At 77.0% G+C, this 18663-nt stretch carries 22 protein-coding genes; 8 read left to right on the top strand and 14 right to left on the bottom strand.

Annotation, left to right across the window (positions count from 1 at the left end):
* Nucleotides 1–50: 50 nt before the first annotated feature.
* From FHN55_RS14930 to FHN55_RS14905, 6 genes are all read right to left on the bottom strand, one after another.
* Nucleotides 51–899 (bottom strand): oxidoreductase, encoded by an 849-nt coding sequence (locus tag FHN55_RS14930; RefSeq protein ID WP_139713125.1) that lies wholly within the window; start codon nucleotides 897–899, stop codon nucleotides 51–53.
* A 144-nt stretch (nucleotides 900–1043) separates the two neighbouring features.
* The gene (locus tag FHN55_RS14925; protein WP_139713124.1) at nucleotides 1044–1424 is read right to left on the bottom strand and encodes a hypothetical protein; all 381 of its coding nucleotides are present in this window, start codon (nucleotides 1422–1424) and stop codon (nucleotides 1044–1046) included.
* 17 nt (nucleotides 1425–1441) lie between these two features.
* A complete protein-coding gene (locus FHN55_RS14920; protein ID WP_139713123.1) occupies nucleotides 1442–1981 on the bottom strand; it encodes an AAA family ATPase in 540 nt (179 codons plus the stop codon).
* Complete coding sequence (locus tag FHN55_RS14915; RefSeq protein ID WP_139713122.1) at nucleotides 1978–2721, bottom strand: methyltransferase domain-containing protein; 744 nt, start codon at nucleotides 2719–2721, stop codon at nucleotides 1978–1980. The genes FHN55_RS14920 and FHN55_RS14915 overlap by 4 nt, the downstream gene beginning before the upstream one ends.
* 205 nt (nucleotides 2722–2926) lie before the next feature.
* On the bottom strand, nucleotides 2927–3355 hold the full coding sequence (locus FHN55_RS14910) for a PPOX class F420-dependent oxidoreductase (RefSeq protein WP_139713121.1): 429 nt from the start codon (nucleotides 3353–3355) through the stop codon (nucleotides 2927–2929).
* 45 nt (nucleotides 3356–3400) lie between these two features.
* Entirely contained in the window at nucleotides 3401–4276 is an 876-nt protein-coding gene (locus FHN55_RS14905; RefSeq protein WP_139713120.1) for an oxidoreductase, read from the bottom strand.
* Nucleotides 4277–4338: 62 nt separating this feature from the next.
* Here FHN55_RS14905 and FHN55_RS14900 point away from each other — a divergent pair, with 62 nt between their 5' ends.
* Entirely contained in the window at nucleotides 4339–4956 is a 618-nt protein-coding gene (locus FHN55_RS14900; RefSeq protein ID WP_139713119.1) for a TetR/AcrR family transcriptional regulator, read from the top strand.
* 9 nt (nucleotides 4957–4965) lie between these two features.
* Here FHN55_RS14900 and FHN55_RS14895 read toward each other — a convergent pair whose 3' ends face one another.
* Nucleotides 4966–5340, bottom strand: a complete 375-nt coding sequence (locus tag FHN55_RS14895) for a nuclear transport factor 2 family protein (RefSeq protein WP_139713118.1) — start codon at nucleotides 5338–5340, stop codon at nucleotides 4966–4968.
* Nucleotides 5341–5480: 140 nt separating this feature from the next.
* Between FHN55_RS14895 and FHN55_RS14890 the strand changes: the two genes are divergently transcribed.
* Nucleotides 5481–5996, top strand: a complete 516-nt coding sequence (locus FHN55_RS14890) for a hypothetical protein (RefSeq protein ID WP_139713117.1) — start codon at nucleotides 5481–5483, stop codon at nucleotides 5994–5996.
* A gap of 220 nt (nucleotides 5997–6216) precedes the next feature.
* Nucleotides 6217–7950, top strand: coding sequence for an ABC-F family ATP-binding cassette domain-containing protein (locus tag FHN55_RS14885; protein ID WP_139713116.1), 1734 nt, complete (start codon nucleotides 6217–6219; stop codon nucleotides 7948–7950).
* Here FHN55_RS14885 and FHN55_RS14880 read toward each other — a convergent pair.
* Both FHN55_RS14880 and FHN55_RS14875 read right to left on the bottom strand, forming a co-directional pair.
* Nucleotides 7929–8543: a DJ-1/PfpI family protein gene (locus FHN55_RS14880; protein WP_139713115.1), complete on the bottom strand. Its 615-nt coding sequence runs from the start codon at nucleotides 8541–8543 to the stop codon at nucleotides 7929–7931. The two genes, FHN55_RS14885 and FHN55_RS14880, sit on opposite strands and share 22 nt — an antisense overlap.
* Entirely contained in the window at nucleotides 8540–9460 is a 921-nt protein-coding gene (locus FHN55_RS14875; protein ID WP_139713114.1) for an EamA family transporter, read from the bottom strand. Before FHN55_RS14875 ends, FHN55_RS14880 begins: the two co-directional genes overlap by 4 nt.
* A 67-nt stretch (nucleotides 9461–9527) precedes the next feature.
* Here FHN55_RS14875 and FHN55_RS14870 point away from each other — a divergent pair, with 67 nt between their 5' ends.
* The gene (locus FHN55_RS14870) at nucleotides 9528–11183 is read left to right on the top strand and encodes a PLP-dependent aminotransferase family protein (RefSeq protein WP_257571022.1); all 1656 of its coding nucleotides are present in this window, start codon (nucleotides 9528–9530) and stop codon (nucleotides 11181–11183) included.
* A 505-nt stretch (nucleotides 11184–11688) separates the two neighbouring features.
* The gene (locus FHN55_RS22805; protein WP_180357859.1) at nucleotides 11689–12129 is read left to right on the top strand and encodes an ATP-binding protein; all 441 of its coding nucleotides are present in this window, start codon (nucleotides 11689–11691) and stop codon (nucleotides 12127–12129) included.
* A gap of 76 nt (nucleotides 12130–12205) precedes the next feature.
* On the opposite strand, the gene FHN55_RS14860 is transcribed toward FHN55_RS22805, so the two are convergent.
* Nucleotides 12206–12886 carry a DUF1345 domain-containing protein gene (locus FHN55_RS14860; RefSeq protein WP_218974691.1) on the bottom strand — a complete coding sequence of 227 codons (681 nt, stop codon included), beginning with the start codon at nucleotides 12884–12886 and terminating at the stop codon, nucleotides 12206–12208.
* A 49-nt stretch (nucleotides 12887–12935) separates the two neighbouring features.
* Between FHN55_RS14860 and FHN55_RS23800 the strand changes: the two genes are divergently transcribed.
* Complete coding sequence (locus FHN55_RS23800) at nucleotides 12936–13067, top strand: hypothetical protein (protein ID WP_257571021.1); 132 nt, start codon at nucleotides 12936–12938, stop codon at nucleotides 13065–13067.
* A 60-nt stretch (nucleotides 13068–13127) separates the two neighbouring features.
* Nucleotides 13128–13622, top strand: a complete 495-nt coding sequence (locus FHN55_RS14855; RefSeq protein ID WP_139713112.1) for a YbaK/EbsC family protein — start codon at nucleotides 13128–13130, stop codon at nucleotides 13620–13622.
* A gap of 68 nt (nucleotides 13623–13690) precedes the next feature.
* Here the strand turns inward: FHN55_RS14855 and FHN55_RS14850 are convergent, their stop codons facing one another.
* Nucleotides 13691–14236, bottom strand: a complete 546-nt coding sequence (locus FHN55_RS14850; protein ID WP_218974690.1) for a transcriptional regulator — start codon at nucleotides 14234–14236, stop codon at nucleotides 13691–13693.
* 77 nt (nucleotides 14237–14313) lie between these two features.
* Between FHN55_RS14850 and FHN55_RS14845 the strand changes: the two genes are divergently transcribed.
* Nucleotides 14314–15603, top strand: coding sequence for an MFS transporter (locus tag FHN55_RS14845; RefSeq protein ID WP_218974689.1), 1290 nt, complete (start codon nucleotides 14314–14316; stop codon nucleotides 15601–15603).
* Between the two features lie 171 nt (nucleotides 15604–15774).
* Here FHN55_RS14845 and FHN55_RS14840 read toward each other — a convergent pair whose 3' ends face one another.
* Genes FHN55_RS14840 through FHN55_RS14830 form a run of 3 tightly spaced genes read right to left on the bottom strand, consistent with a single transcriptional unit; the run spans nucleotide 15775 to nucleotide 18558 of the window.
* On the bottom strand, nucleotides 15775–16713 hold the full coding sequence (locus FHN55_RS14840) for a phosphotransferase (protein WP_139713110.1): 939 nt from the start codon (nucleotides 16711–16713) through the stop codon (nucleotides 15775–15777).
* 53 nt (nucleotides 16714–16766) lie between these two features.
* Nucleotides 16767–18185: a glycoside hydrolase family 32 protein gene (locus FHN55_RS14835; protein WP_180357858.1), complete on the bottom strand. Its 1419-nt coding sequence runs from the start codon at nucleotides 18183–18185 to the stop codon at nucleotides 16767–16769.
* Between the two features lie 34 nt (nucleotides 18186–18219).
* Nucleotides 18220–18558: a hypothetical protein gene (locus FHN55_RS14830; protein ID WP_139713108.1), complete on the bottom strand. Its 339-nt coding sequence runs from the start codon at nucleotides 18556–18558 to the stop codon at nucleotides 18220–18222.
* Between the last annotated feature and the right edge of the window lie 105 nt (nucleotides 18559–18663).

Genomic DNA, 18663 nt, shown 5'->3' with positions numbered 1-18663 from the left:
GGGTGACCGGTCGGCCCACCGGAAGTCATCGCACCCGACACCCCCGCCGCTCAGCGGTCGCGCTCGAGCTCCTCCAGGTCCTGCGGTGACAGCTGCACGTCCGCCACGGCCACGTTCTCCTCGAGGTGCGCGACGCTGGAGGTCCCCGGGATGAGCAGCACGTTGTCGCGGTGGGCCAGCAGCCACGCCAGGCCCACCTGGGCCGGGGTGGCACCGGTGCGCGCGGCGACCGCGAGCACCGCCGGGTCCTCCACCACCTTGGGGGTGCCGGGGAAGGCCGACCCGAGGGGGAAGTAGGGCACGTAGGCGACGCCCGCCCCGTGGCAGAGCTCGACCACGTCGGCGTCGGACCGGTCGAGCAGGCTGAAGGCGTTCTGCACGCACACGATCCCCGCCTGCTCCACCGCCTGCTGGACCTGCTCGCGGGTGGCCGTGGAGATGCCGACGCCGGCGATCTTGCCCTCCTCGCGCAGCGCGACCATCTCGGCCAGCTGGTCCTCCAGCGCCACGGACTCCCCGTCGTGGAGGCGCAGGTTGACCGCACCGAGCTGCTCCACGCCCAGGGAGCGCAGGTTGTCCTCGACGGCCGACCGGAGCTCCTCAGGCCGCTGCGCGGGCAGCCAGCCGCCGTCCGCGTCGCGGACGGCACCCACCTTGGACACCAGCACGAGGTCGTCCGGGTAGGGGTGCAGCGCGGCCCGGATGAGCTCGTTGGAGACGTCGGGCCCGTAGAACTGGGCGGTGTCGATGTGGTCGACGCCCAGCTCGACGGCCCGCCGCAGCACCGCGATGGCGGCGTCGCGGTCCCGCGGAGGTCCCATGACGCCCGGGCCGGGCAGCTGCATCGCGCCGAAGCCGATCCGGTGCACCGAGAGGTTGCCGAGGGCAAAGGTGTCCACCGCACCACGCTAACCACGCCTCGCCGGGCACGCCCTCCCGAGAGACCGACGCCGGCCGCACGCCCCCGACGACGACGGACCAGCGCCGTCAGCGGCCGTGCAGCCGTGCCTCAGCCGGCCTCTCCCCCGCAGGGCGCTGCAGCGTCAGGAGCGGTCGCAGAGCCAGGTGCACACCGAGCACCAGGGCTCCGACCAGCACGCCCCCGCCGACGAGCGGCAGCCCGTCGTAGTTGATGCTGGCCCCGGCGGGCCGGTGACGACCAGGGAGAGCACGCCCCCGCCGACGGCCAGGAGCCCGACCCCTGCACCGGCGCGACCGCGCCGCGCACCCCACCGCTGCGCCGCGGGTCCCAGCGCCAGCTCGTCCAGGCCGGGCACCTCCGCGATGTGCCCGTCACCCAGGGCCCGGGCCTCGGCGGCGCGCACCGCCGGCACGGAGGTGGCCGCCAGGGCCCACGCCCACGAGCCCAGGCGCACGACCGCTGTCCCGCCGAGGGTCGCGGCACAGCCGCGCACGGTGTCCACGGCGGGAGTCTCGCGGTTCACGGGCCGGGCGCGACAGGGGCGCCGCGCCGCCGCCCGACCTCCCGCGCGAGGGACGCCACGCACTCCTCGACGGTCGACGCGGTGGTGTCGAGCACCACGTCGGGGGCGATCCGGTCCAGCTCGCCCGCCCAGCTGTCGTAGACGCCCGTGAGGAAGTCGAGCTGCCGGGAGAGGCCGCGGGTGGGGTCGGCCTGGGCGCGCTCGTGGGCCACGGCCGCGCTCGTCGTCGTCCCGACGGTCAGCACTGCGGTGCCGGCGGGCGCCTGCCGGACCACCCGGTCAACCTCCGCCTGCGAGCCACCTCCCTCGGCGATGACGCACGTCGTCCCGGACCGGAGCCACAGCCCCGTCACGACCTCGTAGACCCGGTGCGCCACGTCCCAGCCGGGCAGGGTGGGCAGGGCCATGGCGGCGAGCGCGTCGAGCTCGACGACCGCCACCACCTCCCCCTGCTCCCGCAGCCGCTCCCCCAGCGCGGACGCGACCGTGCTCTTGCCGGACGCCTGCGGGCCCGCGATGACGACGAGGACGCTCACCCCGCCATCGTCCTCCGGCGCAGCACGAGCACCCGGTCCGCTCCGCGCTGGAAGGCGTACCCGCCCGTGGGCCTGAGGTCGGCGGCGACACCGTCATCGGCCAGCTGCTCGAGCAGCGCCGCCAGGCCCTCGTGCTCGCGGTCTCCGCCGACGACGACGAGCGGGTGCACGCGCACCTCGCGACGCGCGACGCGGACGAGCTCCCGCAGCGCCGCGAGGTGGAAGGCGTCGTCGAGGCGGTCGGCGTAGGTGAAGAGCAGGTGGGAGCAGAGCACGAGGTCGACGACGCCGTCGCCGAGGGGCAGCTGCGGCAGGCTCGCCTGCACGTAGTGCTCCGGCTCCGCCGCGGCGTGCTCGGTGAAGACGGCCGCGGCGCGCAGGCGCTGGGCGAGGTGCTCCTGCGGGGTGGGGAAGAACGTCCACACGAAGTCCCCCGCGCGCTCGCGCACCCACGCGGACCCGCGCTCGGCCTCGGCCGCCGCGCGCTCCCCGAGCCGCCGCAGCGCGCGACCCCGCTCGTCGCTCGGCCCTGGTGGCGGGTAGGCGGGGTCGGCGGCGACGACGTCGACCCCCCGACCGCGGGCCTCGGCGGTGAAGGACGCGGCTCCGCCGGGGCAGTCGAGCACGGTGCCCGCCAGGTCGGCGTCGGTGAGGCCGAACATCCCGCGGTACTCGGCGAGGGACCGGGCGCTGACGAGCACGTCGCCGAAGCCGGACGAGCCCTGCTGGGGTGTGGTCATGGGTGCTCCTGGGTCGGGACCGACCGAGGGGCGCTGCTCGCGCGAGACCCGTCAGCCGGTGAGGGCTGAGGGACTGCGAGGCGCTGGTGCGCTGCGGAGTGCCCGCCCTAGGAGGGCGGCCACCACAGACGGCGCACGGCGCTGATCACGCTCGGCACGCTACCGGCGACCGGCCGCCCTGCGCCAGAGCCAGGGCCGCGTGCGATCAGCGCACCGTGGCGCCGTAGACCTTCTCCACGCGCAGGGTCACGAGGACGCGGCGGTCGGCCACCATCGCCTCGCGGTACTCGGCCCAGTCGGGGTGCTCGCCAGCGGCCTGGCGGTAGTGGTCGACCAGCGCCTCGACCTCCGCGGAGACCGGTGAGGTGCCCGGGCCGGTGAGCTCGACCGACCCCTCCGCCGTCGCCCACGACCAGCCGTCGGCGCTCGTCACCTCCAGCGCGGCGCGCGGGTCGCGACGCAGGTTCGCGGTCTTGGCGCGGCCCTCCGTCACGGACACGAGGACGACTCCGCGCTCCCTGTCGTAGAAGGGGGTCACGGGTGACAGCTGCGGCGTCCCGTCGCGCTTGATCGTGGCCAGCACCCCCAGCCGTGACGACGCCAGCAGGGCGTGCAGCTCCTCGTCGGTGCTCATGCCCGTGCAACCCCGCCGGCCCGCGCCCCGCTTCCCGCGCCGCGCTCACAGGGGGAAGGAGGTGCCGCTGGCGCGCTCGGAGACCTCCCACAGCCGACGGGCCAGCGCCGGGTCCTGCGCGCGCCTCGAGCGGCCGATGAGCTGGGCTCCGCCCCGCATGTGCAGGAGCCGCTCGGGCCCGGTGAACGCCCCGCCCGGCACGTCGCCGGTCGCGGCCAGCAGCACCGGCAGCGCGCCGTCCTCCGAGGCCTGGGCGAGCCGCAGCAGCAGCCGCGCCAGCGCGCCGGTGCCCTGTCCCGTCATCCCCGTCGCGACGTAGCCGGGGTGCGCGGCGGTGGCGAGGACGGGTGACCCCGCGGCGGACAGGCGCCGCTGCAGCTCGGCGGTGAAGACCAGGGTGGCCAGCTTGGACGCCGCGTAGGCGCGCGACTCGGTGTACCGCCTGCGCTCCCAGCCGAGGTCGTCGAGCGGCAGGCGCCCCGCGCGCTCGGCCTGGGAGGACAGCGACACCACACGGCCCGCCACCCGCGGCAGCAGGAGGTTGGTGAGCGCGAAGTGCCCGAGGTGGTTGGTGGCGAACTGCAGCTCGACGCCCTCGCGGGTCCGCTGCAGGGTGGGCGACGAGACCCCGGCGTTGTTGACGAGCAGGTCGACGGGCTCCCGCCAGCCGTCGGCGAAGGCGCGCACGGACCCCAGGTCCGCCAGGTCGAGGTGGGCCACGACGGCCTCCCCCGGCACGGTGGCCGCCGCCCGCCGGCCCTTCTCGAGGTCGCGCACGGCCAGCACCACCCGGGCGCCGGCGGCGCCGAGCACCCGCGCGGTCGCGAGGCCGATGCCGCTGCTGGCCCCGGTCACCACCGCGGTGCGGCCGCGGAGCCCGGAGACGTCGGTGGTGGGGACGGTGGGTCCGGAGGTGGCCATGCGGATGAATCTAGACGCTGACTAGTAACTAGGCAACGTCTAGATCAGGCTATGCTCGGCCGGTGACGTCGCGGCCGTTCCACCACGGCAACCTGCGGGCGGCCCTGCTCGACGAGGCCGAGACCGTGCTCCGGGAGAGCGGCGTCGAGGCGCTGTCCCTGCGAGACCTGGCGCGCCGCACGGGCGTGAGCCACGGGGCGCCGCGCAGCCACTTCATCGACCGGCAGGCGCTGCTCGACAGCCTCGCCGAGCGCGGCTTCGACAGGTTCACCGAGAGCATCCGGTCGGCCCTGCACGCCTCCACCGGCAGCGCGGACCGCCTGCGCCGCGTCGGCCGGGCCTACGTCGACTTCGCCGTGGACGAGGCCGCCCTCGTGGAGCTGATGTTCTCGGCCAAGGTCGACGGGGGCTCGGACCGCGTCAGGGACGCCGCGGCGCGGCTGTTCGGCACCCTCGACAGCGCCCTGTCGCCGCCGGCGGACGACGACGACGCGCACGAGCGCGAGCGCTTCGGGCTGCTCTTCGCCGCGACGCTGCAGGGCACGGCAGCGCTCGTCACCAGCGGCCGCGTCTCCCGCGAGCAGGGCCGCCGGATCGTGGAGGACGCCGCCGACGCCCTGCTGGCCTCGCCGCTGGCACGCCGCGCGCTCCCTCGCGAGGGGGGCCCGCCCGCGGGCTGAGGCGCGGCGTCAGGCCGGCGCGGGACCGTCCGCGAGGGGCGTGATGGTCGCGGCGAGCACCCGCCACGCCTCGCCGTCACGCACCCACAGGCGCGTGTACCGCAGCCGGGCCGTCACCGGCCCTCCGCCCTGGACCGCCTCGACCGAGGCGACCAGGCGCGTGACGCCGGTCGCTCCCGCCTCCTCCACCTCCAGCTGCTCCTCCACGAGGCTCGTGATGCGCAGCGCGCCCGAGCGGTGGCTGCTCAGGTCGTCCTCCTTGGAGAACACCGCGCCGTCGGGTCCCGCGGCGACGACGAGCGGGTGCAGCAGCGCGTCCAGCGCGTCGACGTCGGCGGTGCGCTGGGCGTCCTGCAGGGCTCGCTCTGCCGTGATGAGGTCCACGCCTCGAGACTGGCCCTGCGGAGCGGGTCGCGTCGAGGGGCTGGCCCCTCGACCCTCCACCGGGACCCACCGGTCGGTGGAGGGCGCCGCCCGCCGGTCGCCGCTGCCGCGCACAGGTCACCGGGGTGGACCGTCGAGGGGTGCACGCGGCCCTCGTCTCCGTCCACGCGGCAGCGGCCGTCACCTCGCTGCTGGCCGCCGTCGTCGTCCTGCTCCCCCGCGGGCTGCCCCGACGGGCGGCGCGGACGGCTGCGGTGGTGCTCGTCGCGGCCACCGCGGTGATGGCGCTGGCCCTGGCGGCGGCGGTGGCCTCCGGGTGGCGCGACCAGCCCACGGTGGCGCACGTGGTGTTCGTCGGGCTCGGGGTGCTGGCCGCCGTGGCCGCGGGCCAGGCCGCGCGGGCGGCGCGCGCGGTCCAGCGGCGCACCCCCGCAGAGGCCTCACGGCTGTACGACGCCGGCGGCTTCGTGCTCATCACCCAGGTGACCGGCTTCGCCGCCATCGCCGTGCTGGACGTGCTGCCGACCGCAGGGGTGGTCATCACCGCCGTGCTCACGGTGCTGGTGGCGAGGCTGGCGGTCGGTCACCTCCGTGCTGCCGCGCAGCGGCGAGCAGCGGCTGGAGCGGGGCCGGCAGCGGTGGCCCCTGCCGAGTGAGCCCCCGGGGGTGCAGACGGGGCCACGGCTGCGGCCCCCGGAAACCGCTGGCGCCCCGGCGCCGGCGGGCGCAGCATGGTCGCCGTCCTGTCGTCGACGGAAGGGGCACCGGTGGAGACCTCCGGCACCGCGCTGACCGCGCGCTGAACCGGCCTCCGCCCGCGACGCGGGAGGAGCACCGCCGGTCAGCGCACCGCCGCCGACCGTCCGGAGCCCCCGCATGTCCCCGTCCCAGCACACCCCTGCGCCCGCCCACGCCGCCGCGCCGCCCGTCGTCGTCCTCAGCGACCTGTCCTTCGAGCACCCGGACGGCACCGTGGTGCTGGACGGGCTGACCGGCACGTTCACCGAGGGCCGCACGGGCCTGGTCGGTCGCAACGGCTCCGGCAAGACCACGCTGCTCCGCCTCGTCGCGGGCCAGCTGCGCCCGACGGCCGGAGCCGTGAGCACCGCGGGCCAGGTGGCCCTGCTCCCCCAGCGCCTCACCCTGGGCACGGGCGTGCGGGTCGCCGAGCTGCTGGGCGTGGCCGACACCCTCGACGCGCTGCGCGAGCTCGAGCGCGGAGACGCCGGCGCCGGCCGCGCCACCGCGCTCGTGGAGCGCGTCGGCGACGACTGGGACGTCGAGTCCCGCGCCAGCGCCGTCCTCGACGCCCTCGGCCTGCCCGAGGGCGCGCTCGAGCGGCGCGTCGGCCAGCTCTCGGGCGGCGAGGCGGTGCTCGTGGCGCTCGCCGGGCTGCGGCTGCGCGCCGACGCCGACCCGCACGCGGTGACGCTGCTCGACGAGCCGACCAACAGCCTCGACCGCGAGGCGCGCGAGCGCCTGGGCGCCGTGGTCGAGGGGTGGCGCGGGGCGCTGGTGGTGGTCAGCCACGACGTCGCGCTGCTGGAGCGGATGCAGACCACCACCGAGCTGCACAGCAGCCGGACGCGGTCGGTGGCGGGCCCGTACAGCGCCTACCGGGCCCACCTCGACGCCGAGCAGGCCGCGGCGCTGCGCGCGGAGGCCGCCGCGGAGCAGGTGCTGCGCCGCGAGCGCCGCCAGCGGGCCGAGGCGGAGGTGAAGCTGGCGCGCCGGGAGCGGTACGCGGCGTCGATGAAGGAGAAGAACCGGTACCCGCCCATCGTGGCGAACGCCCTCAAGGGGAAGGCGGAGGCGTCGGCGGGGCGGCTGCGCCAGGAGCTCGACGACGACGTCGTCGCCGCCCGGGAGGCTCTCCAGGAGGCCAGCGCCCGGGTCCGCGACGACGACGCCGTCCGGATCGACCTGCCGGACCCGCACCTGCCCGCGGGTCGCCGGCTCGCCGTGCTGCACGGCGCTGCCGCGGCGCCCCCGGGGACCGGGGACGCCGACGAGGGGCCCGGACTGAGCGCGGTGGTGCTGGCAGGCCCCGAGCGGGTGGCCCTGACCGGACCGAACGGGGCCGGCAAGACCACGCTGCTGGAGGCGCTCGTGCGCGGAGCGGGTCCCGGGCGGGACGAGCGGCGGCCGTGGGGTGAGCTGCTCACCGACCGGGTCGGCTACCTGCCGCAGCGCCGGGACGGCCTCGACGAGAGCGCCAGCGCTCTGGACCAGGTGCGGGCGGCGGCACCCGGGCGGCAGGAGCAGGAGGTGCGCCACGCGCTGGCGCGGTTCCTGCTGCGCGGGGACGCCGCCCAGCGGCGGGTGGGAGACCTGTCCGGCGGCGAGCGGTTCAGGGTGGCGCTGGCCCGCCTGCTGCTCGCCGAGCCGGCGCACCAGCTGCTCGTGCTGGACGAGCCGACCAACGACCTGGACCTCGCCACGGTGGACCAGCTGGTCGACGCGCTGCGCTCCTACCGCGGCGCGCTGCTCGTGGTGAGCCACGACGACGCCGTGCTCGACCGGCTGGACCTCACCCGCCGGCTCCGCCTGGACCGCGCCGGCCGGCTGCGCGACGACGCACGCCCCCCTCAGGCGTCGCGCCAGGCGTAGTCCATCTGCCGGGCGGTGGCCGTCGCCAGCTCGAGGCCCCCGAGCCGCGCCACCAGGTGCAGCGCCAGGTCCAGGCCGGCGCTGATGCCGGCGCTGGTGGCGAGGTCGCCGTGGTCGAGGTAGCGGACGTCGCCGACCACGTGCAGCTGCGGGTGGTCGGCGCGCAGGTCGTCCAGGTCCTCCCAGTGCGTGGTCACGGGCCGCTGGTCGAGCAGTCCGGCGGCCGCGAGCACGAACGCGCCGGTGCACACCGACGCGACCACCTCGGCCCCGGGGCGGCAGCGCCGCAGCCACGCCAGCACGCCCGGGTCGGCGGCCACCACGTCGACCACTCCCCCGGGCACGAGCACCACGTCGCAGTCCGGGGCGTCGGCCAGGCGCACGTCGGCCCCCAGGCGGAGCCCACCGCGCGCCCGCACGCGGGGCTCGCCGTCGTCGTCCTGGTCCCCCGCTGCGACCAGCACCACCTCGAACGGCGGCTCCCCGCCGGAACGGGCGGCCACCCGGGCGGCCACCGAGAAGACCTCGAACGGACCGCAGGCGTCGAGCACCTCGACCTCGTCGAAGAGCAGCAGTCCCACGCGTCGCGTCACTGCCGCATCGTGCCCGACGCGCGCAGCCCGACCACGAGCCCGAGGCCCACGACGGCGGTGCCCACCCACACCCCCGCGGCGGGGACCGGGCCGCCGAGCAGCACACCGGCCGCGGCTGCCGCCACCGGCGCGACGCCGGTGAGGAGCCCCGCCCGCCCGGAGCCGAGCCCTCGCACGGCGCTGAACCACAGCACGAACGCCACCGCCGTCACCCCCACCGCGAGGTAGACGACGGCTGCGACGTGGGGACCGGTCAGCGCCGTGCCCGCGCTCCACGGCCGCTCGGCCAGCAGGCCGGCCGCGCCGAAGCCGACGGCGGCCAGCCAGGTGGTGTGCACCGAGACGCCCCAGGGGCCGTGGGCGGCGAGCACCGGCACGGCGAGCAGCGTGAACCCCACCTCGCAGAACAGGACGACGACGGCCCACGCGACGCCCGCCCCGTCGGCGCGCCCGACCCCGGTCACCAGGGCCGCGCCCGCGGTGACGACTCCGGCGGCCGTCACGACCGGCGCGGTCGGGCGCCGCCCCTCCAGCACGGGCCCGAGCAGGGCCAGCACGAGGGGGACGCTCGCGACCGCCACCCCGAAGACGGCGGGCTCGGCGTGCGCGGCGCCGCGCACGAGCGCCACGTTGAAGAGCAGCAGCCCCGCGGCCGTGGTGCTCCCGAGCCAGAGCCACTCGCGCCCGCGGGGGCGGCGCACCGGCTCCCGGACGAGCCGGGCGGCGCCGAGCAGCAGCAGGCAGGCGAGCCCGTAGCGGACGGCCTGCGCGGTGGCCAGCGGGGCGTCGGACAGCAGCCCGGACACGGCCGTGCTGCCGCCGACGAAGGCCATCGCGGCGGCCCCGCAGGCGACCGCGGCGCTGGCCAGTCGTCCGCGTGGGCCGGTGGTGGGTCGGTCGGTGACCACGGTGCTCATGGACCGCCAGCCTGGTCGCCAGACGGTCCTCGATCGAGGTCCATCACCGGGGCAGACTGCAGGACCGATGGACACCACCGACACCCCCGGGCGGTCGCCCGGCGCCGACCTCCTGCAGCTCGACCGCGCCGCCGCTCCCCCGCGCGGCACCGGCGAGTGGCTGGCGGCCCACCTGCGGGCGGCCGTCCTCGACGGGCGCCTCGCCCGGGGCGCGCTGCTGCCCTCCACGCGCGTCCTCGCCGCTGACCTCGGCGTCTCCCGCGGCGTGGTCGTGGGGGCCTACGCGCGACTGGTGGACGAGGGGCTGCTCACCGGTCGCGCCGGTGCCGGAACGCGCGTGGCGGCCGGCCTCGTCGCCCCCGTCCGGGTGCCGCGCGAGGCACCGGCGACCGGTCCGGGGTTCCACCGGCCCGTCGGTGGCCCACCCGCGTCCGTCGAGGGCGCCTCGGTGCTGGACCTGTGGCCCGGCGTGCCCGACCTGTCGGCCTTCCCCCGCACCGCGTGGCTCCGCGCGGAGCGGGAGGTGCTGAGCGCGGCGAGCGCCCGCGACCTCGGCTACCCCGACCCGCGCGGTCACCCGGTGCTGCGCGAGCAGCTGGTGGGGTGGCTGGCCCGCACCCGCGGCGTGCGCGCCGCCCCGGACGAGGTGCTCGTCGTGTCAGGGGTGGCCCAGGCGCTGGCGCTGACCGCGCAGGTGCTGGTGGCCCGGGGCCACCGGTCGGCGGCCGTGGAGGACCCGGGCTCGCGGGGAGCGCGCGAAGAGCTGGCGCACTGGGGACTGCGCGGCGTGGGGGTGCCCGTCGACGCCGGTGGCCTGGACGTGGAGGCGCTGGCGGCGTCGGGCCCGGACGGGCCGCGGGTGGCCGTGCTCACGCCCGCCCACCAGTACCCGACGGGCGTGGTGCTCTCGCCCGAGCGCCGCCGGTCGCTGCTGGCCTGGTGCCAGGCGCAGCCCGGTCGTCTGGTGGTGGAGGACGACTACGACGCCGAGCACCGCTACGACCGGCCTCCGGTGCCCGCGCTGCAGGCCAGCGCACCCGACGTCGTCCTGCACACCGGGAGCACCAGCAAGTCGCTCGCACCCGCGCTGCGGCTGGGGTGGCTGGTCGCCCCGGAGCACCTGCGGTCCGACCTGCTCGCCGCCAAGCACGCCAGCGACATCGCCAGCCCCTCGCTGCCGCAGCTGGTGCTGGCGCGGCTCCTGGCGGGCGGTGACCTGGACCGCCACCTCCGGCGGGTGCGCTCGTCAGCGCGCCCGCCGCGACGCGCTGCTGGCGGGGCTGCGCGAGCACCTGCCGGGCGCGCGCGTGCACGGGGTGGCCGCTGGTCTGCACCTGCTCGTGACGCTGGAGGGGACGGCGTGGGCGGAGCGCGACGACGCCGAGGCGGCCGCCGCCTGCGCACGCGCCGGCGTGCGCGTGCAGCCGCTGGGGATGCACCGGCTGCGCCCAGGGCCCGCGGGCCTGGTGCTCGGGTACGCGGCCGAGCCACCGGGTGCGCTGGAGGAGGCCGCCCGGCGGCTCGGGGCCGCCCTGCGCTGAGGCGCCGCGGGTGGCGAGCCGGGCTCACCGCCGGCGGAGCAGCCCTCGCCGTCGGAGGCGCCCGAGGAGCCCCGTGCGCGCCAGCCGCAGCGGGCGCATCTGCAGCAGCTCCTCGGGCTCGGCGTGCGTCAGGTGGAGGTAGACCGCGGACGCCGTCCAGGCCACCTCGGCGTCGGGGGTGAAGGCCTCGGCGTGCGGGACGTCCAGCCCGCGCGCCCGGCCCCACCGCGCGCCCTGCTCGGTGTGGTCGCCGGAGTAGGACAGCGCCGGCACCTGCTCGCGCGCCCGCGCGAGCAGAGCCGACCCGATGCCGCGGCGCCGGTGGCTCGGGGCGGTGTGCACGAGCTGCACGGCGTCGTCGAAGGCGAGGAAGGCGACCGGGAGCAGCTGCTCGCGCCGCCGCTCGAAGGCGGCCAGCAGGCGACAGGTGGTGAGGTCGCGGGCCTCCACCTCGGCCACCACCAGACGACGCACGGACGAACCTCCTCCGCGAGGGCCGTCGCCGCCAGAGGACCGGCGGTCGTGCCTGCGGCGCTGACCGCGACGATCGCACCAGCGCCGCGGCCGGGACAAGCGCGACGCGCTCCGCGTCGCGCGGCGGTGCTGACGGGTCGTCCGCGACGCACCGCGCGAACGGGTGCCGCACGGCGCGCCGCGATCACAGCGCCGTGTCACAGTGGGACTGCTGTGACCACTGATGCTCCCGCCGACCCCGAAGCGCCCCCCGTGCACCGAGAGCACGCCCGGGTGGTGCTGCACCACACCCCGACGGCACCGGGCGCTGCACGGCGCTTCGCGCGCAACCACCTGTGCCCGGCGCACGCGGGCGGCGCGCTGGACGCGGCGCTCGTCGTGGTCAGCGAGCTGGTCACCAACGCCGTCGAGCACGGCCGGCCACCCGTGGTGCTGACGCTGCTCTGCAACGTCGAGCAGGTGGTGGTGGGCGTCCACGACTCCTCCACCAGCGAGCCGCGGCGCCACGAGGCCGAGGTGCCGTGGCACTCCGAGAGCGGGCGCGGGATGCAGCTGGTCGAGGGGCTGTCGGTGCACTGGGGCGTCAGCGACGAGGGCCCCGGCGGCGGCGCCGGCAAGGGCGTCTGGGCCACCATCACGCTCGACCAGACCTGACCCCGGCCCGAGACCCGGACCGCCCTCTCCGCCTGACCGCAGCCGAGCGCCCCGTTGCGCTCCCGGCCGGGCGGCGTCAGGAGCCGAGACCGGCGAGCAGGTTGATGGTCGCGCCGAGCACCACCGCGCCCAGCAGGAACGACAGCAGCGCGTGGCGCAGCGCCGCCCCGCGCATCGAGCGCGACGTGAGCCCGGTGTCGGAGACCTGGTAGGTCATGCCGACCGAGAACGCCACGTAGGCGAAGTCGAGGTAGGACGGCGGACCGCCTTCGAACTGGATGCCGCCGGGCTCGTCGCCGTCGTAGTAGAGGAACGCGTAGTGCAGGCAGAACGTCGTGTGCACCACGAACCACGACGCGGCCACCACCACCAGCCCGAGCCCCGCGAGCACGTCCTGCGCGGCGCCTTCCTCACCGCCCGCCTGCACGAGCAGGCCCCCGACCCCGACCAGGCTGCCCAGGCAGGCGAGCAGCAGCACGGTGCGGCTGGCCGGGCGCGAGGGGTCGTCCCGGGTGGCGTGCGCGGCGGTGGCCGCGGCGTCGTACCGCGCGATGAGGCGCAGGTCGCGAGCGAGGACCACCGCCGCCACCACGACCCACCCGGCGGCGAAGGCCGCGGTGCCAGCCCCCGCGAGGACGGCGAGCGCCGCGACGACCGCCCCGGTGACGAGCGCCGCGGCCAGCCGCCGCGACGCCCGTCGCGGGCGGCGCTGCAGCGCCTCGGCGCAGGAGTGGTCCACCACGGGCTTCGGGCTCACGGGGCGGAGGTTACGACCCGTCCCCGCGCCTCGGCTGCCAGCTCACCCCGTGGCCGGCTGCCTGCTCACCGGCACCCGGCCGATCCACACCGAGGTGGAGGGCGTCGCGGTGCTCGGCACGATCCTCGCGGCGTGCGGGGCGGCCCGCGAGCGCCGCGTCGCCGAGGTCATCTGCGCCTGACCCCTCCCCTCCCCCGTGATCACGGGTCGAGTGGGCGACGGCCTGCGCCAGGATGGGCCGGTGAGCACCGAGCGCGTGCAGGCCTTCCTCGACGAGCACCTGCCGGGGACGCGGGTCGTCGAGCCGGACGTGGACACGCCCACGGTGCAGGCAGCGGCGGACGCGCTGGGCGTCGACCCGGGGCAGATCGCCAAGACGCTGGCGCTGCGCGCCGGTGACCGCGTGGTGCTGGTCGTGGCGCGCGGTGACGCGCGGCTCGACAACGCCAAGTTCAAGGCCCGCTTCGGCACCAAGCCCCGGATGCTGCCCGGGGAGGAGGCCCACGCCGTGACAGGTCAGCCCGTCGGCGGCGTCAGCCCGTTCGGGCACCCGGAGCCGCTGGAGGTGCACTGCGACGAGTCGCTGCGGGCGTTCGACGTCGTCTACCCCGCCGGGGGCAGCCGCCGGTCCGCGGTGCGGCTGACCCCGGACCAGCTGGGTGGGCTCACCGGTGACCGGTGGGTCGACGTGACGCGGCCGCCCGAGACTGGGGCGACCGCACCGTCAGGCTCCTGAGGCGGGATCCGGCCTGGAGAGCCCCCGGGAAGTGCTCGGGAAGTCCACGATCACGCAGCGGGGGGGCGTCAGTCGCGGTCGGGGTCGCGGTGCAGGGCGACGAAGAGCGACAGCGGCGCCGCGTCGGCGTGCGCGGGCCGCGAGGCGAACTCGTCGAGCAGCGCGTCCAGGCGCCGCTCCAGCTCGGCCCGGCCCTCGGCGTCGAGGCGCAGCCCGAGGCGCGCGACGCGCAGGTCGGGGTCGGCGGGGGCCTCCTCGCTGCCGTCGCCGAGCAGCACCGGCAGCGTCTGCGTGAAGGCCTCGACCATGGCCCGGGCGGAGCGCTGCTCGTCGAGCTGCCACGACTTCCCGGTGGCGCGGTAGGGCACCGACCGGGCGCCGCGGCGGCCGCGCGTGGAGGGCATCGGCTCCAGGAAGCCGGTGTTCACCAGCGTCCGCACGTGGTGCAGGGCGGTGGCCGCGTTGAGGCCGAGGCGCTCGGCGATGGCGGCGTTGGTCATGGGCGTGTCGAGGCACATCCGCAGGATCCGCAGCCGCACCGCCGAGGCCAGGGCCTTGGCCTCCGCCTCGGTGGCGACGCGTCGGTGCGGGAGGTCCCAGGTCTGAGCGCTCACCCACCCAACGTAGACACGACCTGACGCTCCGCGCTCAGTGATTGACGTTCCCCAACCACTCGTGTCGCATGGGCCTCGTGCCTCCCAGCCTCCTGCGCGCACCCGACGGCCGTGACTTCCGCCGCCTGTGGGCGGGCGACTCCGTCTCGCAGGGCGCCACGCAGGTGGGCGACCTCGTCGTCCCCCTGCTCGCGGTGACGGTCCTGGCGGCCTCGCCGCTGCAGATGGGCGTGCTCACCGCAGCGCAGTCGGCGGCGTTCCTGCTGCTCGGACTGCCGGCCGGCGCCTGGGTCGACCGCTGGTCCAAGCGCCGCGTGCTGCTGCTCGGCAACCTCGTGCGGGCGGTGGCCCTCGCCGTCCTCCCGCTGGCCTGGTGGGCGGGGGTGCTGTCGCTGCCGCTGGTGGTGGCGGTGGCGTTCGTGGTGGGAGTGGCGACGCTGTTCTTCGACGTCGCCTACCAGAGCTACCTGCCCTCCCTCGTCCGCGCGGAGCGGCTCGGCGAGGGGAACTCGCTGCTGCAGGTCTCGGCGTCGGTGGCGCAGGTGGGCGGCCCGGCGGTCGGCGGCTGGCTGGCGCGACTGGTCGGCGCGCCGCTGGCGGTCGGGGTCTCGGCGGTGGCCTTCGCCGTCTCCAGCGGGCTGCTCTCCCGGATCTCCCACGTCGAGCCGCCACCGGACCGGACCGCGCGCCGCTCGCTGCGCGTGGAGGTGGCGGAGGGCCTGTCCTTCGTCGTCCACCAGCCGCTGCTGCGGCGGATCGTCGCCACGACGAGCACCTCCAACCTCGGCGGCAGCGCCACCAGCGCCCTGCTCGTGCTCTACGCCGTGCGCGAGCTGGGGCTCTCGGAGGGCCAGGTCGGCACGGCCCTGGGCATCGGCGCCGCGGGCGCCCTGCTCGGCGCGCTGGCCGTGCAGGCGGTGGTGCGCCGCGTCGGCGAGGGCCGCACCATCGCCCTGGCGCTGCTGCCGGGGATCGCCGCCGGGGCGCTGCTGCCCCTGGCCGCGCCGCTCGTGGCCCGGGGCGCTCTCGACGACGACGGCGCGGTCGCGCTCCTGGCCGTCTCCGGCGCCGTGCTCGGCGTCAGCGTCGTGGTCTACAACGTGGCGCAGGTGACGTACCGGCAGCGCATCACGCCCGCGCCGCTGCTGGGACGGATGAACGCGTCGGTCCGCTTCCTCGTGTGGGGCACGATGCCCATCGGGGCGCTGCTGGGCGGTGTGCTCGGGGAGCGGATCGGGCTCGTGCCCACGCTGTGGACGGCGCTGGCGGTGGAGGCGCTCGGCGTGCTGCCGGTGCTGCTCAGCCCCCTGGTGCGCTCGGGTCCGTCCGCCGACCCCGCGCCCCGTCCCAGTCCCGGTCAGCCGTGACGCCCCAGCCCCTCGACGATGGAGGACGTGCGCCACACACCGGGCACAGGGCGGTCGGTACCTGCGCAGATCAGGGGCGTGCCCGTCGACGAGACGCCCCTGGAGCGCGCAGGTGCAGACGCGGTGTGGCGCAGCGGCAGGTGGTGTCGCGGGGCGCGTGCGACCAGCAGGTCACCACCGCTCGCGCAGCCAGCCGAGCGCCGCCTCGGCCTGCGCCCCCTGGAAGTGCCGCAGAGCGGGCAGCCCCGGCACCGGAGGCTGCCGCCCGGCGTCGACGAAGTAGGCCGCCATCCCGGCCAGCACCGCGGTGGCGTCGTCCGCACGGCCGGGTAGCCGCTCTGCGAGCTGGACGTCGACGTCGACGTCGCTGCGCCACAGCCTCGCGTTCAGCAGCAGCGCGACCACGTCGAAGGCTGGGGACCCCAGCATCGCGTGCGGCCAGTCGACCACCACGACGCCACCGTCGCGCCGCTGCACGAGGTTGTCGGCGCGGACGTCACCGTGGACGAGCGAGCCGCCCTCCAGCGCGCGGGCGCCGCGGCGGGCGACCGCCGCCAGCTCCTCCAGCCGGGCGGCCGCCCAGGGGTCGACGCGCTCCAGATCGGGCCAGGGGTCGGCGAGCAAGCGCTCGAAGCCGGCGAAGTCGTGCAGCGTGTCCACCTCGGCACGAGGCAGCAGCGCGCGCAGCTCGGGCGGGACCTCCACCGCCGCCACAGCGCCCAGCGCGTCGAGGGCGGACTCCACCGCGGGCCGCCGCCACGGCAGGGCGGGGCTCTCGCCGTCGACGTCCTCGGTGACCAGCGCCACCCACCCGTCCTGGTCCACGCACCCCAGCAGGGCGGGCACCGGCAGGCCGGCGGGGAGCGCCCCGAGCACGCGCGCCTCCCGGCGGTGGAGGTCGACCGACCCGGGGTAGCGCGCGCCGTCGAGCGCCTTGACGAACGCGCGCCGACCGGACGCCGCCACCACCCGGTCCGCGGAGCCGGGCGAGAACCCGCCCGCCTGGGAGGCAGCGCCCACGACGGGCGAGCCGAGCACGGCGGCGACGGCGACGCGCAGGTCCTCGGGGAGGTCGCCCCACTGCGTCCGGCCGCCGCCCTCGCCCCTCACGCGGTCCACCCTGCCGAGCCGCGGCGGGGCAGATCAACGCCTTTCCGCAGGGGTCAGGGGGTGAGCACCCGCACGCTGGCGCGCGCCGGGCCGGTGGCCTCGACCGCGGCCACGGCCGAGACCGCCAGGTCGCTGGTCGCGGCAGCGCGGCCGTCGCTGGCGAACACCTCGACGATGCCGGTGTCCACGTACACGTCGGCCCAGCGCACCCGCGTCTCCTCCGGCGTCCACGCACCGTCCACGAGCCGCTCGGTGGTGGGGCGGCCGAACGCCGACAGGTCCACCACCGTGCGGCGCCCCTCCGGCGAGACGAGCACGAGGGTGCTCGCGGCCAGCGCCCGGGCGTCGTCCACCGCGAGGTGCACGACCACGGCCTGCGCGGGCTCGTCCAGCACGCCGGCGCCGCTGAGCTCGTCGGTCTCGACGACGACGTCACCGGCGAGGCCGCTGACCTCCGCCACGGGCGCCTGCTGGAGGCGACCGCCGACCACGCGCCAGTGTCGTGGCAGCGACTGCGCGCCGACGCTGGTGCGGCCGGCGCTGGCCGGGTCGTCCTGGGTGCGCAGCCACCCGAACGCGATCCGGCGGTCGCGGTCGGCGGTGGTGTACGACTGCGGCGCGTAGAAGCGCGAGCCGAGGTCGAGCGCGCCGCGGCGCTCCGGGACGAAGCGAGCGGGCGCGCCGTCCTCCTCCGAGGCCAGGCGACCGGTCAGCCACACCGCGCCCGAGGAGTGGTGGAGCTCGGCGGCGGGGTCCTTGGAGTACCACGACAGGACCACCACCAGGTCCGCCCCGTCCAGCTGGCCGGGGCCGTCGCCGACCGGGGCGAAGACGTCGGGGCACTCGAAGACGTGGGCGTCCAGCCCCGCGGCGGCGGCGTCGAGGAAGACGCCCTCGTAGGCCCAGTCGCGCAGCTCGGGGTCGGTGGTGGTGTAGGAGAGCAGCTTCCCCGCGCCGTCGTGCCCGGCGGTGCCGGCGGCGACGACCTGGCGCCAGCCGAGCTGCCCGTCGAGGTCGCCGGGGCGCAGCACGGCGTGGTCGCGCCAGTCGGTCAGCGGGGGGTCGAGCTCGGGCCAGTCGGCGATGACCGCCTCGGCGTCCGGCTGCCAGGAGACCAGCGACGCGTCCTCGGAGACGGCCCGCAGGGCCACCGCGCGCTGGGGGCCACCGTCCTCCGGCCGCTGGACGCCCGTGTAGATGACGGCCGCACTGCCACCCGCGACGTCCACGGCGCACCCGGACCAGCACCCGCCGGCGTCAGGGCCGCCGGCCCGCGGCGACAGCGCCGTGGGGTGCTCGGTCCAGTGGACGAGGTCGGGGCTGGTCGCGTGGCCCCAGCGCATGGTCCCGAACGTCGGCGCGTCGGGGTTGTGCTGGAAGAAGACGTGGTGGACGCCGCCGGACTGCGTCAGGCCGTTCGGGTCGTTCATCCATCCGGTGGTCGGCGTGAGGTGCAGCAGCGGCCTGGTCACGCCCGCCATCCTCCCCCACGGGGGACTGAGGAGATCAGCCCACCTTGGGGCGGGCCGTGGGGACGACGGCGATGGGGCCCGGCACCAGCCGCGCCCACCCGACACCGGTCCAGACGTGGCTGGCGCGCCCGGTCCAGGGGCCGCAGGTCAGGTCGATGACCTCGTCGGCCGGGACGTCGGGGTCGAGGTACAGGTGGCCCGGCATGGGCTGCTGCACCACCTCGAGGGCGTGCAGGCCGCGCCCCGACGCCGACTTCAGGCGCCCCTGCGCCGGAGCCAGCTGCGGAGCGGCCGGGTCCGGGGCGACCTCGCCGCGAGCACGGCGGAGGCGCGGGACGCGCGGCGTGCGGAGGGGGCGGTCGGAACGGGTCACGCGCCGACGATAGATCGCACGGAGTGATCACTTGGGGCAGATCGCCACAACACGCCGTCCTGCGACCACCCTGTGACCCACCCGTGATCGGCGTGCGACCACAGG

Source organism: Streptomyces sp. NP160, from assembly GCF_006335115.1.
Taxonomy (GTDB): Bacteria; Actinomycetota; Actinomycetes; order Actinomycetales; family Quadrisphaeraceae; genus Quadrisphaera.
This window is presented reverse-complemented; position numbering and strand designations above follow the sequence as displayed.